Consider the following 21473-nt stretch of genomic DNA (forward strand, 5'->3'; position numbering starts at 1 on the left):
CCGCCGGCGACGGCGGAGCTGTGTCACTCCAGCGAGACGATATCGGCCGGGGAGAGGCGACGCGACGCCAGGACGGCGGCGGTGCCAGGGCGGGGCTGACCAGCCTGGCGTGACCGCCGATGACGATCAGCGCAAAACGGTGGGGTGACGGGCTCCAGTGCGACGAGTACCCCTTCTCTTCCACCAAGGAAGGCGTTGCCGCCCCAGGAAACAGGTTCTCGGCCAGGCTGATCGAGGAGTAGTGACGGAGCGCCCGTGTCCCTCATCACCGAATACAGCACTACCGCCCGACCGGACCGCAGGATCGTGGAGGTCTACGACTCTGACGCCTACCTCGGCGACGACGAGGCGTTGCAGCGGTCAAGGACCCAGGTAGTCGCCGGAAACGGTTACCACCTATACCTGCACAGCCTTCAGCCCGACATCGAAGTGCAGGTCACCATCAGGGTCTGGGAAAACCCCCAGAAGGCCCCGGAGGACGCTGAGGGCACGGTCCCTGTCACCCTGGAATCAGAAGCAGGCCAACTCGTCGTCAACCAGTTTACCTTTGGACCGGCGGGCATGATGGACCTGCCGCGCCCCGGCGTCTACGACGGGCACGCGGCATGGAGCGGACGAGACGCCACGGCCGCCTACTACGCCACGTGCCTCCAGCGCGCCGTCGATGAGCAATGGGGCGCGGAACAGATCGGAGCAGCATGGAAACAGTGCTCCACGGCTGAGCACTACATCCTCGACCTCTGGTTCGTCAGAGATTCCGAGCCCGAGGACGACGAATAACGACGCCCACCGGCAGGCGCCGAGGTACGGACATGGGGGAGCTCTCCCCAGAACCCGTTGGGGAACGTGAAGGACCGCGCCTCGAGGACAGCCCTGATGGCATGCACCCCCGCCAGCGGGGCGACGCGCTTCCCGCTCAACCAGCGCGAGAAGACGGACGGCGATATCCCCAAAGCCTCAGCCATCGCCACCTGGGTGCCGCCGGCGACCAGCGCCCCGGCGGAGGCCGACGCAATGTCGGCCCCGCTTTCGAAGTAGCCGCCCATGAGCGGCTTGCCGGACGCCGCAGACCCGCCCAAGCGAGTCGCGGAGCGCATCGACACCGCCGTACGGGCACGCTGGCAGCCCGTGGTGCGCGGCCGCCGCCGCAAGGAGGCCGCCACCAGCACCGGCATCACCGTCGAGACCCGGGCCCGCTTCGGCTACACCGCACCCGTCGGCACCACCGACGACGGCCGCGTCCGCCGCCTCACCGTCCACATCCCGCCCGCCTACGCCCAACGCCTCTTCGACGCCCGCGCCCAGGGCGCCGCCGACCGCGAACGCCGATCGGTGATGACGGTCATCAGCCGAACCGGCCTGTCCCGCCACCCCCTCCGCCGCCGCCCCCTCCGCCCACCGAGCCGGGTTCGAAGAAGTAGCCGTGCCCACCACACCGGCCGCCGGCCGGGCGCCGCATCGTGACCCCCTCGACCTCGGCCTGGTGCAGCTACGCCACCCTCGCACTTCGCACCCCAGGCGCGGTGACGTACGCCCGGTGCGTGTAATGCGGAGCCTCGGTGAACTCCTCCTCGAGGGCGGGCGGCAGGACCTGGCGATAGCCCGGGCTTGGGGATCACGTCCGCGAGATGCACCCGGGCGTGAATTTCCCCGAGGTACCGGACACGGTTCGCCGAGGGTCGTGGTCTCTCGGAACTACTCATTTACGAGAAGGACCGAGGTTCTCGGTGTCGGCAATGGTGGCCCATCGGCGTGTGAGGCGGCGGCATGCGTGGACGAGTTCGGGTGGGTGGAGGTCGGTGATTTCGGTATCGAAGGTGGCGAGGATGCCGGCGATGCCGGCCCAGGACCAGGCGCCGAGAGTGAGCCGGCAGTAGTCGGCGTCGAGGTGTTCCACGACGGAGCCGCCCGGTGCCCAGCGGGCCACGATGTTAGCGGGCAGGTTGAGCCGGGCGGTGCCGGTACATTGCCAGACGGCGGGGGTGTCGCCGCGGTCGTGGGTGCTCATCACCAAGTGGGCGAGGTCGGGGTGGGGAAGCGCGCGGGCGGTGAAGCACTGTGTGGTGGGGCGGGGGTGCAGTCGATCGACGCGGCGCACTCGCCATTCATTGTCGGTGAGGTCGTAGGCGACCAGATACCACCGGGCGGCCCAGAAGACCAGGTGGTGTGGCTCAATGCGGTGGGCGGGCAGGTAGTCGGGGTCACTGGGTTCGGGGCGTGTGCCGTCGGGACGCAGTGTCTCGGTGACGAGTAGGTGGCGGTGGCGTACCGCGGTTCCGACGGCGGTGAGGGCGGCCGGGTCGATGGGGGGCGCGGGGAACTCCCAATAGTTCTGCAGCCGAGTCAGGCGCAGGGATTCCATGGATGCCCGCAGCGCAGGGGGCATGACCTGGTGCAGAGCCGCCAGTGCCCGCGCCGCGTCGTCCCTCAGGCCGAACATCGTGCTTGGCGCGGTCTGCAGGGCCACCGCGACGGCGAGGGCCTGGTCGTGGTCGAACAGCAACGGCGGCAGGGTTCGCCCGGCTCCGAGCCGGTAGCCGCCATCGGGGCCGTGGACGGTAGCGATCGGGTAGTCGAGCGCGCGCAAGGTTTCGATGTCGCGGCGGACAGTGCGTTCGCTTGCCCCGAGCCGGGTGGCGAGCTCGCGCAGCGACCACAGCCGTCCTGATCCGAGCAGAGACAACAGCCGCAACGCCCGGTGTGAGGTGTTCGCCATCGTCCCATCATGACCGGTAGTGGCCACTCGGCGTCCACTACCGGTGCCAGGGTGGGCTCTGTTCAGTGAGCAGCGGCGGAAAGGACAGTGCCGGGTATGCGGGTAGTCGTGGTGGGTGGCGGGATCGGCGGGCTTGCACTGGGGGCGGGGCTGCGACGCCGGGGGTATGAGGTGGCGGTATTCGACCGGGACACCGATGTGGCGGCGACGGGCGGCTACCACATCACCCTGGATGAGCGGGCGCAGTCGGCGCTGAAGGATCTGGTGGAACCGAAAATCATGCAGCGGCTGCTGGCATCGGGGTCGGCGCTGCGACTGCGCGAGCGCGACGCGTTCTGGGATCGCCGCGGCCGGCTGCTGGGCCACGGGCCGGACCTCAGCGACAGTGCAAGTATCGACGTCGACCGGATCACCCTGCGGATGCTGCTAGCCGAAGCCGTCGGAGATGGCCTGCACTTGGGATGCAACGTGTCCGGCGTCGGCCACGATGACCACGGCGCGCCCCGAGCGCTGTTCACCGACGGGGCGCCGGTCTCAGCGGATCTGGTGGTGGGCGCGGACGGCACCCACTCGGTAGTCGCCCGCCACCTTGCGGGAGGCCCGACCAACAGCCCGGCGGGCATCATCGGGTTCTCCGGCCGCACCCTCCGGCAGGACCTCAGCCCCGGAGAGCACCAGCGGCTTGGACCACGATCGGGGCTGGCGGTCGGCCCGCGCGGAGGAGCGCTCTACGTCGGGTTCCTTGACCCGGTCGGCAACACCGCGCTCGACGCTCCCGAGTTGCGGATGTCGGTCACCACTGGACCCACCTACATCTGGGGCGCCATGTTCCCCGAATCCACCAGCACCGATTCCCTGCGCGACCTGCGTGGCGGCGAACTGAAGGCTGCGCTGCTCGGCCGATTCCTTGAGCGGGGCTGGGCCGAGCACACGCTCGAGGTCATCGCCCGAGCCGACCCGCACAGCGTGGCCGGATTCCGCTTCAACGCCGCTTCCACCCGCGCGGAGGATCTCGCGCCCTGGCCTGCGGGTCGTATCACCGCGCTGGGCGACGCTGTCCACGCCACACCGCCCACCGCCGGAATGGGAGCGGGCGCGGCCATCCGCGACGCCGCCAGCCTCCTCACGCACGTCAGCGCCGCCGCTAACGGCACCGCCACCCTCACCGACGCCGTGGACCATTTCGAGGCCGGCATGCGCCAGCGCGGCAGCGAAGTCCTCACCCTGGCCATGAAGACCGTCCGGTGGATCCTGGCCACCGACACCACACTCGGCGCCGCAGCCACCGTCGTGAGCACCCCGATTCTGGCCGCAGCCGCCCGGCTACGTCACTGACGAGCCGCGCGACGCCCAGCTCAGCCCATCGACCGTGACCATGAGCCGAAGCAAGGTATTTGTTACAGGCAGGTACGCCGTCCTCGTCCTCGTCGGCGTCTGGGGCGGTATGAGCGAGCGTGAACCGCGGTCTCTCCGGCGGCGCCGGCCGCTGGTCGGCTCTTGGCGCCGCCTGCTTGAAGCGGGCCCGATCAGAACATCAGCGCGTAATCCGGTCCGACGACGAGCAGCCCTGGAGCGCCACGGGGTGATCGCCCCCACCCCGACAATGCCTTCGGGGCCCGCGTCGTCGGATGCGGATACCGGACGGAAAGCGTGGAGCGGCGCTGTCGGTGGCGCCTGACAGGATGCACGGATGGAGATCAACAACGCGCTACGCCATCCCGTGAACCAGCAGCGCCTGGACCAGGCCCTTGGTGACAAGGCGGACCGTGTCCAGGAGCGTTTCGAGGACGTCTACCAGCGGGGCTACCCGATGCGCGTGATGCTCGAGGAACTCGGCCACGAGCTGCTCGACCACGTCGCAGCGCGCACGACCCAGGACCCCGACCTCGACGACGAGCGCACTCGCCTCGCCCTGGCCACCGCTGCTGAATGCCGCCTGGGCGTGCTGGACCTGGGCTGCACTCCCGGCGGCGACTGGGAGATCCCCCTGCCTCTCACCAGGACGCGTCTGACCAGTGAAGAGCTGGACTACGACGAGACGCACGATGCGACCGACACGGTTACTGCCCGCACATGGATCGACGCCTTCGACATCTGCCTCGCCAGCGGTCTGGTGCAGGACTGGGAGCGGGCGATCGGTCTGGTCCTGCGCAGCGACTTCGCACCCGCACTCCACAACAACCTGCCCCACGCCGGCCGGGACTCCGTCTCCGAACCGGACGACCTCGCACACATGGACGCCCTGTGCGCCTACCTGACCCCGGCCCGTGGCCACCTGCCCCGAGACTGGCCACAGGTGACGCTGACCAAGCCATCGACGGATGAGCGACTGGACGCTGCCCTCGCACTGGACGCCGCCCACGCGGTGAGTCCCGACCAGCGCCTGCTGCGCGTCCTGCTCGCCGACGATCGGAGCGCCTTCGAGCGGGCCTTGGACGAACGACTGGCGCAGCACTGTGCCGGTGTCGGTGAGAATCCCGCCCCCGGAACTCTGCTTCCCCTCGGCGCGATCGCCTTGGCCGCACTCGCCGTACAGGTTCATGGCTGGGACCCGCAGACCAGGTCCGCCTACCTTCCGACCTCGCTCCTGAAGCCGCCTACCCCTGTCGGCTCCTGACCCGGCCCGCCGATCAGAACAGTCGTTGCCCGGCCGCCGAGTTACAGCAGGTCCACCTCCGCGTCGACGTACCCGAACTCGCGGGCCATCTGCACCAGCGCCTCCCGCAGCAGGCTCTGGCGCTCCGCTCGGCCCATGGCCGGCGCGGCGGTGATCGTGACGGCCATCCGCGACCTGGTCCCGCCGTCGTTCGTGCCGAGAGACGCCAGGTCGACGAGCGAGTCCAGGGACGGCAGTACGCCGTTGTCCGCGGGCTGTTCGCAGGTCATCCGCAGTTCGGTGGTGGGCGGGGCGGCCCACGACAGCCCGGCCGGGTCACCGACGAGGTCGGACAGCAGCTCGGCAGCCGTCTCCCACGTGCTCAGCAGCACGGCCTGGACCTCGTCGAAGCTAAGCCGCGTGTCCCAGCCGCCGCCCACGGCCGCGGCCCAGGCCTGCGGGTTCTCGACCAGAACGTCCGAGCAGGCGACCATGGTGGAATCCATCGTGGTGGGCAGGGCGAGCATGACGGACGCCTTCATGGCCGGGTCGCCGTCCGGTCCGGCGATCGTGCACGAGTAGCCGACGACCCGAACCCCGCGCAGCGATGGCGTGATCTGGGAGCGGATCAGCTTGCGGATCTGGTCCAGGTTCACCGCTGCTGGCTCGACCCCGACGATGTGGTCAAGTACTTCCCCGTCGTGCTCCGGACGTGTCGCGATGCCGATGACGATGATGCCGCCGCCTCCGTTGGCGAAGGCGCCCACGTCCCTGGCGGGCTTCTCGACCGCGCGCGGACCCCAGGGCCTCCTGGTGCCGGGGCCGGGGTAGGACGTCGCCGGTGGTGGTTCACCGGTTCCGTCCGTCGGGAAGACCGTCCCAGTGCCTTTCGTCGACGACGCAGGCGCCACGGCCGAGGGCCCGCCGGTGGGTGGCCAGCAGGGTCACTCCGCCGGCGTTCGGCATGGTGGCATGCAGAGTGATCTGGGACTTCGTCGCCCTGACCTCCACCAGCTGACGCGGGCGGACTTTGCGGGCCGGCACCGAGTAGAGGTTCGCGTCGAAGGCGACCAGGCAGTCCTTGCCGACATGGCGAAGGTGCCGCTGAGTGACGACATAAGGCGTCGCCGGCAGCGGCCGCAAGGCCATGTGGTCGCGGATCGCGCGGTGGCCGATGACCTCACCGTGGGTGCCGTGGGACTTGGCTCGGCGCAACGGCACCCAGGCATTGAACGCGGAGTCCAGTTCCTCGATGGAGGAAAAGGCCCGTCCGGCCAGGACATCGTCGCGGACGATCAGGACTTGCCGCTCGACCCGGCCTTTCCCCGTGGGGCGGTAGGCGGCCAAGACGTCGATGTCGAAGTCGTAGTGCCCGCCGAACCCGACCGCTTCCGGATGCAGAGGGACCGCCTCGCCCGGTGCGACATGCCGGCGGACGACGGTCCTGGTGCGGTCGTAGACGATCGACATCGGCACCCCGCCAAAGTGGGCGAACGCCTGACGGTGGCAGTCGAAGAACGTAGCCAGATCCTGGCTGGTGGTGAAGCAGCAGAACGGGTCACGCGAGTAGGACAAGGTCATGTGGAACGAGTAGACCTTCGGGATCCCGACGTGGGCGAGGATTTTGCCCTCGTCTCCCCAGTCGACTTGGGCCTGTGCTCCGGGGACCACTTCGAAGCTGCGGTGGAGCCGGCCAGTTCGCCTGGGCTGATGCCCAGTTCTTCCGCGACTCGGGGCCGGGCCTCTTGCATATACGCGATGCTCCGGTCGGAGATCCTGATCAAGGGAGCCGTGGCATCGCTGCGGGTCCAAGACCACGGTGAGCCGCCCTCCGCCACCCCGAACAGGCCAGCAGCAGGCTGCCCAGCAGCAACCCTCGGCACGTCAAGAGCTGGGCACGTTCATGTGCACGCCGACAGCTGGTCGACGAAGACGGCCAGAAACCGTCGAGGCCCCCACCCGTCCCGCCCTGCAAGTCGTATCCGTCGACGGGTGCGACAGCGCGTTCGTTCTGCCCTGACGGAGCCATGCCGTACACTCACCCGGCTCTCGCGACCTCGGCAGGTCGGACGATCAGCTCTCGGGGATACTGGCTACATGGACCACCCGGTGCCCGCGTTCGGCGAGGCTCCCGAGGATCCGTTCGCACTGGAGCGTGCCGGATGGGCGGTCATGGACGGCCGTGCCCGCGTCGTCGGCTGGAGCGAGCGGGCGGAGGGCCTGCTCGGCTACCGTCCGCAGGAGGTGCTCGGTCGTGCTGCAGCCGACTTCCTGGTCCACCCCGCCGACCGAGACGTCGTTCTGAACGCGACGGCGGAGTGCGAGCGCGAGCACGGCTGGTACGGGGTGCTGCCGGTACTCCACCGCGATGGACGGAGGGTGGAGCTGGGATTCCGCGCCCGTGCCGTGACCCGGGGCGACCAGCGTTGCGAATGGTTCCTGGTCGCGGCACCCGCGGATCAGGTGGTCCAGTGGGAGACGGACCGGTCCGTACTGGACGGCCTTTTCCGGCGCTCCCCGATCGGTCTCTCCGTGCACGCTCCCGACCTGAGTATCCTGCGGGTCAACAAGCCGATCGCCTGGTTCAGCGGGCTTCCGGTCGAACAGCACCGTGGTCGTCATACCAGTGACTTCCTGATCGGACCTGACGTGGAGACGATCGAGGGACGGCTTCGACGGGTCCTGGAGACCGGCGAGCCCCTGGTCTTCACCGAGCAGGCCTGCCGTCTGCGACGGGATCCCGACCGTGAGCGGATGGTGGCGGTCTCGGCCTTCCGGATGCAGGACCGATCGGGCCGGGTCCTCGGAGTCACCCAGATGGTGGAGGACGTCACCGACCGATACCGCGCCCGGCGCCGACTCGCGCTGCTCAATCGGGCGAGCGCCCAGATCGGCACAACCCTGGACGTGGCGCAGACAGCCCGGGAGCTGGTCGACGTGGCCGTCCCCGATCTGGCAGACGCGGTCTCGGTGGACCTGCTCGAGCCCGTGATCCGTGGCGAGGAGCCTGCTCAGAAGACGTCCGGTCCCGTGCGCAGGATGGCGATCCAATCGGTCAGGCAGGAGGCTCTCGATGTGATGTACCCGGTCGCCGAGGTCTTCCACTTCGATCACCGCACGCCTCAGGCCAGGTGCCTCATCGACCAGCTGCCGGCCATCGAAGCCGAGCTGGAGACCAGCCCCGGCTGGTACTTCCATGACCCGGAGCGTTCCAGGCGCGCGATCGCCCTGAGGGCCCACTCGCTGATCGTGGTGCCGCTGAAAGCCCGTGGCCTGCTGCTGGGCGTGGTCAGCCTGTGGCGGGCTTGGCGGCCCGAACCGTTCGAGGAGGACGACCTCACCCTCGCCGAGGAGTTCGCGGCCCGCGCCGCCGTCTGCATCGACAACGCCCGCCGCTATACCCAGCAGCAGCAGGCCGCGCTGACGCTGCAGCGCAGCTTGCTGCCGCGTGGACTGCCCGAACACCGTGCCGTCGAAGTCGCTCATCGCTACCTGCCGGCCGATCCGGCCGCAGGCATCGGTGGGGACTGGTTCGACGTCATCACGCTCTCCGGCGCCCGTGTCGCCCTGGTCGTGGGCGATGTGGTCGGCCACGGCCTGCACGCCGCGGCCACCATGGGCCGACTGCGCACCGCCGTGCACACCCTGGCCAACCAGGAGCTCGCACCGGACGAAGTGCTCTCCCATTTGGACGACCTGGTGAACCGTCTGGCCGACGAACAGGAGTCGCCCCTCGGAGGTTCGCAGGCTCAGCAGATCGTCGGCGCGACCTGCCTTTATGCGGTGTACGACCCCGTCACCGGGCAGTGCACGATGGCGAGGGCCGGCCACCTGCCGCCCGCCGTGGTGACTCCGGACGGCCGCTTCAGCCTTCCCGACCTGCCCCCAGGGCCTCCGTTGGGCCTGGGCGGGCTGCCCTTCGAGTCCGCCGAATTGCAGCTCGACGCGGGCAGCCTACTGGTTCTTTACACCGACGGACTCATCCGAGCTCGGGACCGCGATATCGACGTGGGGCTGCTGCGGCTCCGCGAGGCACTGGTCCGTCCCGCACAGCCGTTGGAGAAGACCTGCAAGGCGGTCGAGGAGGCCCTGCTGCCGGAGATGTCCGACGACGACGTCGCGCTGCTCATCGCGCGGACTCGGATACTCGCCGCGCAGGACGTGGCATCCTGGGATCTTCCTGCGGAGCCCACCGCCGCCGCCCGGGCCCGCGAGATTACTGCGGCCACGCTGGCCGAGTGGGGGCTCGACGAGCTGGCCTTCACCGCCGAATTGGTCGTCAGCGAGCTGGTCACCAACGCCTACCGCTACGGCGGGGCACCGGTGGTCCTGCGACTGATCCGCGACGGCTGCCTGATCTGCGAGGTTTCGGACGGCAGCAGCACGTCGCCCCATCTGCGGCGCGCCCGCAGCACTGACGAAGGCGGACGCGGCCTCTTCCTCGTAGCCCAGCTCACCGAACGCTGGGGCACTCGCTACGCCAGCGACGGCAAGACCGTGTGGACCGAGCTTCTCCTGCCGTAGCCGGGCCTCCGCGATAGGGCGCCTCCGATGCCTGGACGGCATTGGGTCGTGTGCGTGACCAGCTCGGCGACACCGCCGCAGCTGAGCGCGCCTACGTCTGCGGCTGTGAAGCCGGTGACACGGAGGCGTACACCGCGCTCGGCGCCCTGTACCTGGACCAGGGACGGACACCCGAGGCATGCGCCGGGTACCGGTCGGCCGTGGACGCGGGACGCCCCGACGCCTGGGACGGTCTGCTGTCGGCGATGGCGGCTCAGCCGCCCCGCGCAAACTCGGCGCAGACGGTGGCTCGGCTGCGCACGACGGGACTGTTGCCGCAGGGGTGAGCGTCGAGCTGACCCAGGTCAGCGATGTGTTGCCAGTGCCCGAACTTGCCGGGAGCCACAGCAGACCAAGCGGTCGGGCCGCCGTCAGGCGGTGTCCGCCCTGGTCAGGAGGATGGCGCGGATGTCCTGGATCACGTCATACAGTCGATCGGCCGCTGCGTAGCCAGGGGCACCGAGGTCCTCCGGGCGGCGTCGAGCAGGACAGCCAGGTGCTGGCCGCGGATCCGGCCGCTGGCGCTCCGCCGGGCCTGGCTGGAGTGCGGCGTGGAGCTGCTGGCGCTAGGCACCGGGTTGGATCTGGGCGAGCCGGCCACGGCGTACGTCGACCCGCCCGGCTGCGCCGTAGAGCTTGGAGCGCAGCCAAGCCGGGATGCGCAGGTAGGTCTCGTCGTCCAGGGCCGGCAGCGGCACCCAGGCGTCCTCCGCCGTAATCACGGCGCGGGCGGCGGTGTCCCGGCCGGCGTGGGCCGGGCCGCGCCCGAGGGCCCGCCGCCGGTGGCCGGCCGTCCACCGGACGGTGTCGGTCTTGCGGCGGACGGGGGCGATGGCGCCGACCTCGGTGCGGTCGGCGAGCACGTGGTAGGCGCCCAGGTAGGCGGGGTCGGGCTCCAGCCGCCACGCGCGGCCGCCGATCGTGCCGAGGTCCACTGGGCCGGTCTCCTCCTGTGCATCGGCCGGGCCGAGGTCCTGGAGCGCGGAGCATCTGCCGGGCCTCCTTGCTGCGGCCGAGCTCCGCGGCGTCGAGGCCGGTGAGCTGCTGGAGGCGAACAGTTCGTCACCGTGATCCTCGCGCAGGTCGGCGCCAACACCTGGCGACAGCTCGCCCCGATAGCCGGCCCCGTCCCGAAGAGCAGCCCGCTCCCGGGCCACGTCACACCCAGGCCACCGCCACGGGTTGCCCACCGATGATGTCCGCGCCCTCGCATCTGATAGTTGGGCCCTGCCGACACGGGTCTTTATCGCACGGCGGCGCGATGACCCTGCGTACGTGGTGCGCACCTACCTACCAGGTGCGCACGCCAGGCGAGATGTCCCCGCAGATGCGCCAGATGTTCTCGCGACACGCGCGATGGTCGGCCTCCCCGTACCGGACTTCCTGAGACTCGACCAGCCGTCGCTGCAAGTAGGCAACAGGGACGATGCGGAAGCTGAGACGTCGCCGCCCCAAGCGAATAGCGAAGGTAGCGCGGAGGTGGTCAGCGCAGATCAGGCGCACCACTCTCTACTGCTCGCTGCCGAGGCTGAGAAACAGGCAGCCATTCTTCGCGCCGAGGGCGAAGCTAGGGCCGCAGCCATCCGAGCTGAGGGCGATGCTGTGGCTTGGCGAACCCGGAAGGAGGCATACGACGCCCTCAAGGATGCTGAAGATCTCCATCCCGACGCTTAAGGAGACTGGGCAGTCTTCAACCATTTAACGACCAGCAACCCGGACGGACAAAGCGGATGCGGTGAGGTGCGCTGCCGATCCCGGGCCGTACAGCTGGTCGCGGGATCCGCAGCGGAAAGGATCAGCACCTGACTTCGTCGTAACCGCTTAGGGCTCCTCCTGGCCCGTGCCGGAATGGAGTGCGCGGGACAGGGCGCGGTCCCCAAGCGGGACGCAGTACGGCCGGGGCCGCCTCCGCTCTCGACGCTCCCACCCGGAACGCCGCCTTCGGATCGACGGCGCCGCACAACAGGGGCTGCTATGCACTGTCCGGCGGATCAGGCTTCGGGGGCAAGGGGCCGGAGGTCGTAGAGGTAGGAGCGGTCGTTTTTAAAGCTGCGCCAGACCGTGGCCGGGGGTTCGGGTTCATCAGCGTGGCTGTTGAGGGGATGAGCAGTCACAAGGCCGTCAGCGATCTCGCAGTGCCAGCCGTCGGTCGGCGACCAGACACACCACACGTTCCCGTCCGTTCGGCGATAGGCGGGGCGGCCGTAGTGCTCGCCGTCGCGTTCGAAGTGGTAGCGGAGCCCGTCGATGTGGCGCACGAAGGTGAAGGATGCAAGTGCCGTCATGTATTCGGCACCGTATGGGACGAACGCTGCTGGGGACTAAGGATTTCTGGGCGTAGCCAGGTGGAGGGCGCATCTCACGGGCGGAGCCAGAGCCGGATTGCGGCGACGGTGACAGTGCCGTGGAAGACGTAGACCCTCTTGTCGTAGCGGGTGGCGACGGCCCGCGAGTTCTTGAGCCGGTTGATCGTGCGCTCGACCTCGTTGCGGCGTTTGTAGATCTCGCTGTCGAAGCCGGTGGGCCGGCCGCCCTTGCTCCCGCGTCTTGTGCGGTTGGCCCGCTGGTCCTTTGGCTCGGGGATGGTGTGCTTGATCTGGCGTCTTCGCAGGTAGCGGCGGTTGCGGCGTGAGCTGTATGCCTTGTCGCCGCCGAGGTGGTCCGGCCGGGTGCGCGGCCGTCCGCCCTGCGGTCGAGGAACGGCGATGCGTTCGATGACCTCGATCATCTGCGGCGCGTCACCCCACTGGCCGGGCGTGACCACGAAGGCCATGGGCCGGCATCCACCCTCACCGGCCAGATGGATTTTGCAGGTCAGACCGCCCCGGGACCGTCCGAGTCCTTCGTCGGGGCGGTGGTGCCGGGCGTGGTCCTTTTTTCGGGATGGGTGGCTTCTTCTTGCGGGCCCCGGCCGCGTGCTGAAGCTAGCGGGCCTGTGGCCACACGTAGAGGTTGCCGCTGACCGAAACGTCGACCGTTGATCCTCCGCTCATGTGGTCGATCACTGCCATGGCCACGGCGCCGTCGGCGGTCACCGCGCATATGGCGGCACCGACGGTGAAGCCTCGCTCCTTGGTATCCAGCTTTTCGGACAGGGGCAGGGCGGCGAAGCCGGTGCCCGCGGCGGCCTTGCACGCCTCGGCGGTGCGGGGAGCGTCTGGTCGCAGGAGGCCCACGCGGGTGTTCGGCAGAGCCCGCAGCACGTAGTCCCCTATCCCGGTGCAGGTGTCCGGCCAGTACAACAGCTCGGCCCCGCCGGGTTTCTCCACCGCCCCGTTGCGTTCCTGCTCGACGCGGCTCTCGCCGGTGTCAAGGTCCACCAGCTGCTGCTCGTGCTGCGTGCACGGCGCGGGCGCGAGACCCCATGTCGCCTTACGCGCCGGGCCGTGTCCGTCCGGGGGCGTGAGGTCGATCTCCGCCGGCGGTACGGCGGATCCGCTCGGGCCTGAAGTCGCAGTGCGGCTGGGAGCAGGAGAAGCAAGGTCCGTACGGGGCGGTGTGGCGACGCCTGTCTGCGGACCGGCGACGGAAGTGGAGGCGGGGGGTGCGGCATCATGGCCGCCGCTCACGATCACACTCACCACGATGCCCAGCAACGGAATCGCGATCCCCCCGACCCACCATGCCCACCGGGGAGGCACTGAGCTCGGCGTCGACGGCGGGTACGACGGAGGATGAGGAGGAGGAGGCGGCGGCGTTGAACCTGCCTGTTCCTGTGTTGCCATCACCCTCAAGTCCCCTTGTCATCAACGGTCCTCACCTGCGGCAGCCCAGTATCCACGGCTTCGGTGCCATTCATCCAGCGGTATCCGGCAAGCGGGCCAGGCAAGATCCGGAAGAGGCGGCCTGAGTGCTGTCAGTGCCCGTTGCTAACGTGCTTCGTCCAGTCGTGGAGTTCATGAAGGGACGGGGTACGTGCGGAATGTGACATGCCATCAGGTCAGCGAGCAGCGGTTGGCCGAGGCGCTCGACGACATCGACGGGCGGGCCTACACGCGGTGGCACTCGCTGCGGTACGGCAGCATCTCGCCGACGCTGATCCGGGCCATGGCGGACGAACTGCTCGACCATGTCGCCGCGCGAACGGTGACGGAGCCGGGGCTCGACGCTGCGGCCGGCACGGTCGCCGTCACCGCCGCGGAGTGTGTACACGGAGTGCTGAGCATCATGTGCTTCCCGAGCGGGGACCAGGAACTCCGGTTCCCCCTCCTCGGGGAGCGGATCAGCACGGACCCGGACGACGACGAGTTCGGGGACGGGCCCATCACCTTCCGGGACGTCGTCAACGAGGCGCCCACCGCGCGGACCTGGCTCGACATGTTCGAGATGTGTGTCGTCAGCGGGCAGGTGTGGGACTGGGAGCGGGTCACCGGGCTGCTGCTGCGCGGTGACTACGCGCCCGCCATCCGTGACGGCGTGCCCTACAACCGGTACACCTCCGTCTCCGACCCCGCCGACCTCGCCGCCATGGACGCCCTGTGCCCCTATCTCACCGAGGCGGCCGGGCATCTGCCCCGCGACTGGCCTACAGTTCCGCTGCGCAAGCCGGACGCCGGGGAACGCACGGAGGCCGCCCAGCGGCTCGACGAGGTCGGCGACGCGCTGAGCGCGGACCAGCGGCTGCTCCGCGTACTCCTCAACGACGACCAGCATGCCTTCGAGGACGCCCTCGTCGCCCGGCTGGTCGCGTACCGGGAGAGCGTCGAGGCCGATGCCGGTGATCCCGCGCCCCGGTCCCTCCTCCCCCTCGGCACCCTCGCCCTGGCCTGCCTCGCCGTCCAGGTCCATGGGTGGGAACTCGCGGTCCGGTCCGGGTATCTGCCGTACGGTCTGCTGGGATCGCCGGACACGCCGCGCCGGGCGGCGGAGGGGAACCGGAACAATTTGGGCTGCTGGGCCGCCAAGTAGGCTACCCGAGGTGCGAAAGTGGGTCTGGCCCGACATTCAGGACATCGTCGTGGAGACGGACTCGTCCCCACCGAGACAGTGCGTACGTCTGTGCGATAGTCAAGGACGGAAGACCACCCTGCCCCACGTCGGCGAACGCCATCTGCCGAATCTCCACGCCCTGCGACCCCCGTAGCCCCGACGGCGCCGAGCCCCCCGGGCCGCGTCGGGGCGCGGATGCGGTGGTGCCGCTGCCAGTCCAGCGGCCACGGGCAGTTCCAGTCCTGGTCGATCGCGGTCAGCTGCTTCGCGCGTTCCGCCGCCGGCTCCGGGTCCTTCCCGAGGCCGCCCTTACGGCGGAGGTCGGCCCGTGGGCACCATTGCCTCGCTTTCGCCCCACACGGCGTCCTGCCGGGGCGCGAGGTGCCCGGTGGCTTGCCGGTAGGACCGGAGCGCGGCGAGCCCACGCCTCCTTGCGCGCCGCAGGGTGTGGTGTTGTTCTTCAGGGAGTGGGTGGTGTCGTTGAGCTGGTAGGAGCGCAGGGAGCGCACCGCGTCACCACTGTGCGCCGCGAATGCCCCAGCGCTGCCGCCTGGTGCTCCGACACTGCGGCGTCGGCGTGGGCGGAGGCGGCGGTGCGCCTTGGCGAGGTAGTACGCGGCCATCTCCTGCACATCGGCGGGCAGCAGCCCCGGTGCGTACGACGGCGGCGCTGCGGGAGGCAGTGAGCGAGCGGTGCTCCTGCTGTCGGCGCGTTCGAGTGCAACAGCAGCTCGACGATGGCGTCTGCCGCCGCCTCCAGGCCGCTTTCGGTATCGGTCCAGGACGGCGGGGGATCGGCTTCAACACCGAGCCCCGACGTACGCCCAGGCGGGGTCGGCGAGCCGGCCAAAGGCGAGGCGGAAGTCGCGGGCCGGCAGGAGGCCCAGGCGCAGGCAGCCGACCAGCGGCATCCGGTCCCCCTCGTGTGTCGGCTTCCGCCCCCTGGCGGAAGGCCGTGGCCTCCCGGATGACGCTTCGGATGGGCTCCGAGGTGAGTTCACCGCCTATGGCGGCCCCCACGACGTGCACGGGACCACCTGGCTGACCTGGGCTGAGCTGAGCAGCGCGGACTGGCAGGAGACCGACGCCTCTGGCACACGCAGCCGCGCCTCGGCCGCAGGGACCGACACCGACTGGGGCCGGTTCTGGAGCGTCATGCGATCCTCAGCGAAGTCCACGGAGCCGAGAACGTACGCCTCGTTGTTTGGTTCCACTGACTCATGGCTGAGCACCCACTTGGCCAGACCGGCGGAAGGGAGTCAGAACCCTCTACTTGGCCAGCGTTAGCGCTTTGTTGGCGCGCAGGTAACCCCGTCTTAGCCCGCCCCGGCGGCGGCGAGGCGGGCGTCCACGGCGACGACACCGTCGACGCCCTGGCAGAGGCCCACGACCACCGGGACGAGACGCGGTTCCGGAACGTGACCCCGCAGGGTGACGACCCCGTCCCGAACCTCGACCGCGACGGTGCCCTCGTCCAGGCCGAGGATGCGCCCCAGGACGTCCTGCTCCACCTCGCCGCGGATCTCGGCGTCTGAGCGGATGAAGGCATCGAGGAGGTCGCTGCGGCTGACGATGCCGGTGAGGAGCCCGTCGTCGCCGACCACCGGTAGCTGCTTGACGTGCCGACTGCGAAGTTCCCGAGCGGCCCGGGTGATCGTCCAATCGGGGCGGGCGGTGAAGACGGGGCTGCTCATGAGCGCGCCTGCGGTCCGGGCCCGGGCCTTGCCCCAAGCGCCCTCGTCGTTCCCGTCCTGCCCTTGCGGATCGGGCATGCCGGTCTCGTGTCGCAGCACGTCGGACGCGGACACGACGCCGACGAGGGTGCCGTCGTCGTTAAGGACCGGGGCCGCGACGATGTCGTTCGCGTCCAGCAGGCCGACGACGTCCTGGACCGGTGTGTTGGGGCGGAGGGTGACGACCTCCTCGGTCATCACGTCACCGACCGTGCGGCGGTGCAGCATGGCGTCGGCCTCCTTCATTTGGCGACGGGGCGGCCGCGGTCGGACCGCCTGGGCGGACGACGCGCGGCGCTCCGGCCTCCGAGGCCCTGCTGCTCGTCAACGCGTCTTCCCTACCCATGACAGCACCCCGCCGCTCCGGCGACCAGTGACGTTTGACCTGGCGAGGAGAGCCAGCGGCCTCACGGCCACGGTGCCGCCGAGTGCGCGGTACGGAAGAGTGCTGTCGGCCCGAAGGCCGGTGGGGAGCCGGGAGGCCTCGAGTCCGTCTCGCTCGGCGATGAGGATCCCCAGCTCGTAGCGGCTCACGGCGTCGCGGCTGGCGAGGTGGTGGACGCCGGTCGCGTCGGTGGCCGCAAGTTCCAGGAGGGCGCCGGCCAGGTCGGTGACGTGCACGGGGCACCGGATGTCGTCGGTGAACAGCACGCCGTCGCGTGTGCTGGCGGCGAGTTCGTGCACGGCCTTCTCGTGGACGGACCGCCCGTGGCCGATGATCAGCGATGTCCGGGCGACGGCACCCTTCGGGTGCACGGCGAGGACGCCGGTCTCGGCTGCGGCTTTGGCCGCGCCGTAGGGGTGACGGGGTCGGGGAGGCTGGATTCGTCGTAGTGGACGTGCGCGCCGGAGAACACCGCGTCACTGGACACGTGGACCATGCGGGTTCCGTATCTCGCCGCTGCCATCGCGAGGTGGATGGGGCCCGCTGCCGTGGTCGCCCAGTCGGCTGATCCGCTCGACGCGTTGAGGACGAGATGCGGGCGCATATCGGACACGGCGGAGTCCAGGCTTCCCGCATCCCGCAGATCGAGATGGCGCCAGGTGGTGGGGGAGGCGGCGCCGGGCTTGTTCGCGTACGTCGCGACGGTCGTGTGCCCTGCCGCTATCGCCTGCCGGACCAGCTCGGTCCCGAGGAAGCCGCTGCCGCCGACGATCAGAACTGTCATTGCCACACGGTAGACCGGCTTCACGACGATGAGGGCGCTCACCCTAGAGTCCGGGGTGAGCGCTCTCATAGTCAGCGTGGGGGTGGAGGTTGCCAGAGGTATCGGATGTCCGGCTCGCGCTCGTCGTTGCGCAGCCCGTCCGTTCGCTCGACCGCAATGAAGCCGTGGCGCTCGTAGAACCGGCGCGCCGGTTCGTTGACCTGGAACGTCCACAGCGTCAGCCCGTCTGGCCGCCGCTCCTTGGCCAGGGACATGAACCGGTCGCCGAGGCCCCGTCCACGCCAGGTGGGGTCGAGGTAGAGCTGTTTCAGCTCCCCGCCGTTGATCACCATAACCCCCACCACGCCGCTTCCGGGGACCGCGACCCAGGTCTCGTACTGGGGCACGAGGACGCGTGCGAACCAGTCGCGCACGTCGGCTTCGTCGTGGGCGCAGCGCACGGTGGGCAGCGCGGAGGCGAAGGAACGCAGCCACACGTCGGCCGCGGGAGCTGCGTCGGAGTCGTCGGCACGACGGAGCAGAACGTCGTCACTGGTCATGGCGCGGCACCTTTCCAGGGGCTTGGGGGTGGGTGCGGGGCTGCACCGCGGGGGAGCGGCTCTACTTCCCGGGGCGTCCGAGCTGGTGGACGGCCCAGCCTGCCGCGCGCCAGGGCTCGGGGTCGAGGGTGGTGCGGCAGTCGACGAGCAGCGCGTCGGCAAGGAGACCTACGAGGGCATGGGGGTCGGCCCTGCGGTACTCCGGCCATTCAGTGGCCAGGACGACGAGCTCGGCTCCCTCGACGGATGCGGCGAGGTCGTCGGTATAGTCCAGCTCCGGGTTGCGGGTCATGGCCGAGGCCACGGCCTGAGGGTCGTGAACGGTGACGTTGCCGCCGGCCTGCTGGAGGGCGTGGGCGAGCGCGAGCGCCGGGCTTTCCCGGACGTCGTTGGTGCCGGGCTTGAACGCGGCGCCCCACACGGTGATCTTGGCGTTCTTGACCGGGTGCCCGCACAGGGCCTCACGGATGAGGTCCATGGCGACGTCGGTGCGGCTCTCGTTGATCTTCTCGGCGGCGCGCAGGAGGGTGGCGGCCTGGTCGGCGCCGAGCTGGCGGGCGGAGGCAGTGAAGGCGCGGACGTCCTTGGGGAGGCAGCCGCCGCCGTAGCCGATGCCCGGCCGCATCCCGCCGCTGCCGATCCGCGGGTCGATCCCGAGGATCTCCACGATCTGGGAGACGTCACCGCCTGCGGCCTGGCACATGTCGGCGACGGCGTTGATGTAGCTGATCTTCAGGCCGAGGAAGGTGTTCGCGGCGCCCTTGGCGAGTTCGGCGGTCTGCGGGTCGGTGACGAAGATGGGCACGCCGGTGTCCAGGATGGGCGCGTAGACGGTACGGATAGCCTTCTCCGCCTCGACGGTGGTGAGGCCGGCGATGATGCGGTCCGGTCGCAGGGTGTCCTCGACGGCGTGGCCCTCGCGGAGGAACTCTGGGTTCCACACGACGTCGACGCGCTCGCCGGCCGGGGCCAGGCGCTGGGCGAGGGCGGTGACCTGGACGGTGGTGCCCACGGTGACGGTGGACTTCCCGACGATCGTGCACGGCCGGTCGAGGAGGGGCGCGAGCTGGCGGATGGCGCCGAATACCTGTGCGGTGTCGTAGGAGCGGCCGTCCGCGTCGATCGGCGTGCCGACGCCGATGAAGTGCATCTCGGCGAAGACCGCGGCCTCGCGGATGTCGGTGGTGAACCGCAGTCGCCCGCTCGCGGTGTGGGAGGCGAGTAGCTCGGGGAGGCCGGTCTCGTAGATGGGGCACTGGCCTGAGTTGAGGCTGTCCACCTTGGCCTGGTCGACGTCCACGCCGACGACTTCGTGGCGCAGTTCGGCCATCGCCGCCGCGTGCGGGATGCCGAGGTGTCCGCAGCCGATCACTGAAACGCGCATTCCTTGACTCTCATCCTGGGAGGGGCACCGTGTGGCGGGGCCGGGGAACGAGCCCAGAGGCTAGCGCCGTTCCCCGTCCCCGGATTTCACGCGCTGGTCGCGTGGGGGATCAGCAGCCGCTCCAGCTCACTGATCGCGACGGCGGCCGTTTGCCGTACGACCACGTCACCGCTCCGCGGGGCCTCCAGCGGATAGTCGAACCAGGTGCCGTCCGGACGGGGGAATCCCTCCGGGTCGACGAGGAACACCTTCAGTCCGGCCGCGCGGGCCCGCTTGGCCACCCACCGCCGGTCGGCGTGCAGCCCGATCACGACCAGCGCCTTCGCGTCGGGGTGGAAGGTGACCGGCGGGATCCGCTGGTCGTAGCGGCGCATGAACTCCTCCTGGAACCCGGCGCGGGCGCCGAGCGCGTCGAAGTTGTTCGTGATGAACGGGCCGACCATGTGCCCGGCCTCCTCCATCCGCTTGAGCGCCTCCAGGGCCGGGGTGACCTCCGCGTTGAAGCACGCCCGGTACATGTCCGACAGCTCGCCGACCTTGTCCTCGGTGTTCAGGAACATCTCCGCGAGCAGCGGGTCCCGGCCCGGCGCGAGGACGAACGTGAAGCCCTTGCGCAGCTGCTCGTCCTCGATCTCATTCACGTGGTACATCTCGTGGAGCCGGTGCAGCGGCGGAATCCCCGCCTCGTAGGAGACGCCGCAGCCGACCTCGACCTGGAACGGCAGGAAGTCCGTGAGCTGCGCCAGGCTGTCGGCGTAGACCGGCTTCCCGGGGGCGTCCTTGACCCGGACCCCGTGGGTCAGAACCTCCCACGGCCGGCGTCGGACCGCCCTCGGCGGAAAACAGTTGACGGACGTGAAGACGGTGTCTTACCGGCAGCACAGTAGTCGCGCTAAGACGTGGAGGCCCGAGAGTTTCTCCGCGCCCCCGCTGCGGCCCGTGCCCCCAGGTGATCTCGAACGTTCTCCTCGACTCAGTGGGCCAGCTTGGGGATCAGGGTTTGAAGGAGCTGCTGCATCGCCGTGAAGGTGCCGTCGGCCTCGGCGTCGGTCAGCGGCGGTTTCGGCTCGGCCTCGACCTTGCAGTCGAGGTTGCGGGCACGGACCTTCATACCGACGGTGGGATGGTTCGAGCCGCGGTAGCGGTAGGCCTCGTTCCCGAGACCGGATACCGCCTCCGGGGGGCCGTAGGGCGCCGCCCGGCCGAGCTCGAACCCGTCAATGGCCTTGGCCTCGTCCCGCCACGCGCTGCAGAGAACGGTGACCTCGACCACGCCCGCGCCCGTACCGCCGCGAGACATGGACTGCTCGCACATGGAGCCGGAGACCACCTCGGGTTCGAGACCGGTGTTGTAGCCGTCGCGTGCACCTTGCAGCTGGAACACGCCCGTGAACTCCTGGAAGTCGACGTGCGCGCAGAGGGATCTGGGCGGGGGATGGTCCCCCGGATTGAGCGTCATCGCACTGTCGTCCGGTGACGGCCGGCTCGCAATCGGTACGGGCGATGAGTGGGAGTCGCCCATGGCGATCACCAACCTGATCAGCAGGCCGACGGCGACGAAGGAGGCACCGATCACCGCCCAGATCTTGTTACGGCTCGTATCCGCCATGACGCCCCGTCCCCCTCCGCTGTCCCACGACACCAGAACGCTGCCGAGCACTGACAGGCATCGGCCGACAGTGCGCGGACTCACCCACGCGTGGCGGAACCCCACGGGGCATCAGGGGAGACGTCAGATCGAGCCCCGGCAGTTCCCGCCCGGTCGACTCGGCCGGGTCCACGAAGACCGACCGGCGGGTCCACGAAGACCGACCCGCCTCACCACCCGCCCAGTGGGCCGGTTG

The 21473-nt window shown here is 69.8% G+C and carries 18 protein-coding genes and 4 pseudogenes; 9 read left to right on the forward strand and 13 right to left on the reverse strand.

The window, feature by feature from the left end:
* Positions 1-119 precede the first annotated feature (119 nt).
* The 3 genes and pseudogenes from ACWGIU_RS03240 to tpg form a co-directional block, all read left to right on the forward strand.
* Positions 120-242, forward strand: a complete 123-nt coding sequence (locus ACWGIU_RS03240) for a NucA/NucB deoxyribonuclease domain-containing protein (RefSeq protein ID WP_453701950.1) — start codon at positions 120-122, stop codon at positions 240-242.
* A gap of 13 nt (positions 243-255) precedes the next feature.
* A complete protein-coding gene (locus ACWGIU_RS03245) occupies positions 256-780 on the forward strand; it encodes a hypothetical protein (protein WP_453701951.1) in 525 nt (174 codons plus the stop codon).
* Positions 781-1071: 291 nt separating this feature from the next.
* Positions 1072-1338 (forward strand): annotated as a pseudogene (tpg, locus tag ACWGIU_RS03250) (telomere-protecting terminal protein Tpg); the annotation flags it as partial.
* Positions 1339-1699: 361 nt separating this feature from the next.
* Here the strand turns inward: tpg and ACWGIU_RS03255 are convergent.
* Positions 1700-2716, reverse strand: a complete 1017-nt coding sequence (locus ACWGIU_RS03255; protein ID WP_453701952.1) for a helix-turn-helix transcriptional regulator — start codon at positions 2714-2716, stop codon at positions 1700-1702.
* A gap of 96 nt (positions 2717-2812) precedes the next feature.
* Here ACWGIU_RS03255 and ACWGIU_RS03260 point away from each other — a divergent pair, with 96 nt between their 5' ends.
* Positions 2813-4051, forward strand: a complete 1239-nt coding sequence (locus tag ACWGIU_RS03260) for an FAD-dependent oxidoreductase (RefSeq protein ID WP_453701953.1) — start codon at positions 2813-2815, stop codon at positions 4049-4051.
* A 355-nt stretch (positions 4052-4406) separates the two neighbouring features.
* Positions 4407-5333, forward strand: a complete 927-nt coding sequence (locus tag ACWGIU_RS03265) for an Imm49 family immunity protein (protein WP_453701954.1) — start codon at positions 4407-4409, stop codon at positions 5331-5333.
* Positions 5334-5374: 41 nt separating this feature from the next.
* Here ACWGIU_RS03265 and ACWGIU_RS03270 read toward each other — a convergent pair whose 3' ends face one another.
* Positions 5375-6079, reverse strand: a complete 705-nt coding sequence (locus tag ACWGIU_RS03270; protein WP_453701955.1) for a hypothetical protein — start codon at positions 6077-6079, stop codon at positions 5375-5377.
* An 82-nt stretch (positions 6080-6161) separates the two neighbouring features.
* Positions 6162-7130: a Mu transposase domain-containing protein gene (locus ACWGIU_RS03275; protein WP_453701956.1), complete on the reverse strand. Its 969-nt coding sequence runs from the start codon at positions 7128-7130 to the stop codon at positions 6162-6164.
* A 279-nt stretch (positions 7131-7409) separates the two neighbouring features.
* Here ACWGIU_RS03275 and ACWGIU_RS03280 point away from each other — a divergent pair, with 279 nt between their 5' ends.
* A complete protein-coding gene (locus tag ACWGIU_RS03280; protein WP_453701957.1) occupies positions 7410-9836 on the forward strand; it encodes a SpoIIE family protein phosphatase in 2427 nt (808 codons plus the stop codon).
* 50 nt (positions 9837-9886) lie between these two features.
* Positions 9887-10162, forward strand: a complete 276-nt coding sequence (locus tag ACWGIU_RS03285; protein ID WP_453701958.1) for a hypothetical protein — start codon at positions 9887-9889, stop codon at positions 10160-10162.
* A 279-nt stretch (positions 10163-10441) separates the two neighbouring features.
* On the opposite strand, the gene ACWGIU_RS03290 is transcribed toward ACWGIU_RS03285, so the two are convergent.
* Positions 10442-10810 carry a hypothetical protein gene (locus ACWGIU_RS03290; RefSeq protein WP_453701959.1) on the reverse strand — a complete coding sequence of 123 codons (369 nt, stop codon included), beginning with the start codon at positions 10808-10810 and terminating at the stop codon, positions 10442-10444.
* A 577-nt stretch (positions 10811-11387) separates the two neighbouring features.
* On the opposite strand from ACWGIU_RS03290, the pseudogene ACWGIU_RS03295 reads away from it, so the two are divergent.
* A pseudogene (locus tag ACWGIU_RS03295) lies at positions 11388-11513 on the forward strand (SPFH domain-containing protein); the annotation flags it as partial.
* 353 nt (positions 11514-11866) lie between these two features.
* Here ACWGIU_RS03295 and ACWGIU_RS03300 read toward each other — a convergent pair.
* From ACWGIU_RS03300 to ACWGIU_RS03310, 3 genes and pseudogenes are all read right to left on the reverse strand, one after another.
* Entirely contained in the window at positions 11867-12160 is a 294-nt protein-coding gene (locus tag ACWGIU_RS03300) for a hypothetical protein (protein WP_453701960.1), read from the reverse strand.
* 74 nt (positions 12161-12234) lie between these two features.
* Positions 12235-12796: pseudogene (locus ACWGIU_RS03305) on the reverse strand (IS5 family transposase); the annotation flags it as partial.
* 3 nt (positions 12797-12799) lie between these two features.
* Positions 12800-13195 carry a hypothetical protein gene (locus ACWGIU_RS03310; RefSeq protein ID WP_453701961.1) on the reverse strand — a complete coding sequence of 132 codons (396 nt, stop codon included), beginning with the start codon at positions 13193-13195 and terminating at the stop codon, positions 12800-12802.
* A gap of 595 nt (positions 13196-13790) precedes the next feature.
* Here ACWGIU_RS03310 and ACWGIU_RS03315 point away from each other — a divergent pair.
* The gene (locus tag ACWGIU_RS03315; protein ID WP_453701962.1) at positions 13791-14783 is read left to right on the forward strand and encodes an immunity 49 family protein; all 993 of its coding nucleotides are present in this window, start codon (positions 13791-13793) and stop codon (positions 14781-14783) included.
* A gap of 1337 nt (positions 14784-16120) precedes the next feature.
* Here ACWGIU_RS03315 and ACWGIU_RS03320 read toward each other — a convergent pair.
* The 6 genes and pseudogenes from ACWGIU_RS03320 to ACWGIU_RS03345 form a co-directional block, all read right to left on the reverse strand.
* The gene (locus ACWGIU_RS03320; protein ID WP_453701963.1) at positions 16121-16765 is read right to left on the reverse strand and encodes a CBS domain-containing protein; all 645 of its coding nucleotides are present in this window, start codon (positions 16763-16765) and stop codon (positions 16121-16123) included.
* Between the two features lie 96 nt (positions 16766-16861).
* Positions 16862-17706: pseudogene (locus ACWGIU_RS03325) on the reverse strand (SDR family oxidoreductase).
* A gap of 71 nt (positions 17707-17777) precedes the next feature.
* Positions 17778-18245, reverse strand: a complete 468-nt coding sequence (locus ACWGIU_RS03330; RefSeq protein WP_453701964.1) for a GNAT family N-acetyltransferase — start codon at positions 18243-18245, stop codon at positions 17778-17780.
* 61 nt (positions 18246-18306) lie between these two features.
* A complete protein-coding gene (locus ACWGIU_RS03335) occupies positions 18307-19629 on the reverse strand; it encodes a UDP-glucose dehydrogenase family protein (protein WP_453701965.1) in 1323 nt (440 codons plus the stop codon).
* Between the two features lie 86 nt (positions 19630-19715).
* Positions 19716-20270 (reverse strand): hypothetical protein, encoded by a 555-nt coding sequence (locus tag ACWGIU_RS03340; protein ID WP_453701966.1) that lies wholly within the window; start codon positions 20268-20270, stop codon positions 19716-19718.
* 332 nt (positions 20271-20602) lie between these two features.
* Positions 20603-21238, reverse strand: a complete 636-nt coding sequence (locus ACWGIU_RS03345; RefSeq protein WP_453701967.1) for a hypothetical protein — start codon at positions 21236-21238, stop codon at positions 20603-20605.
* Positions 21239-21473 lie beyond the last annotated feature (235 nt).

The organism is Streptomyces sp. NPDC054840, from assembly GCF_053611065.1.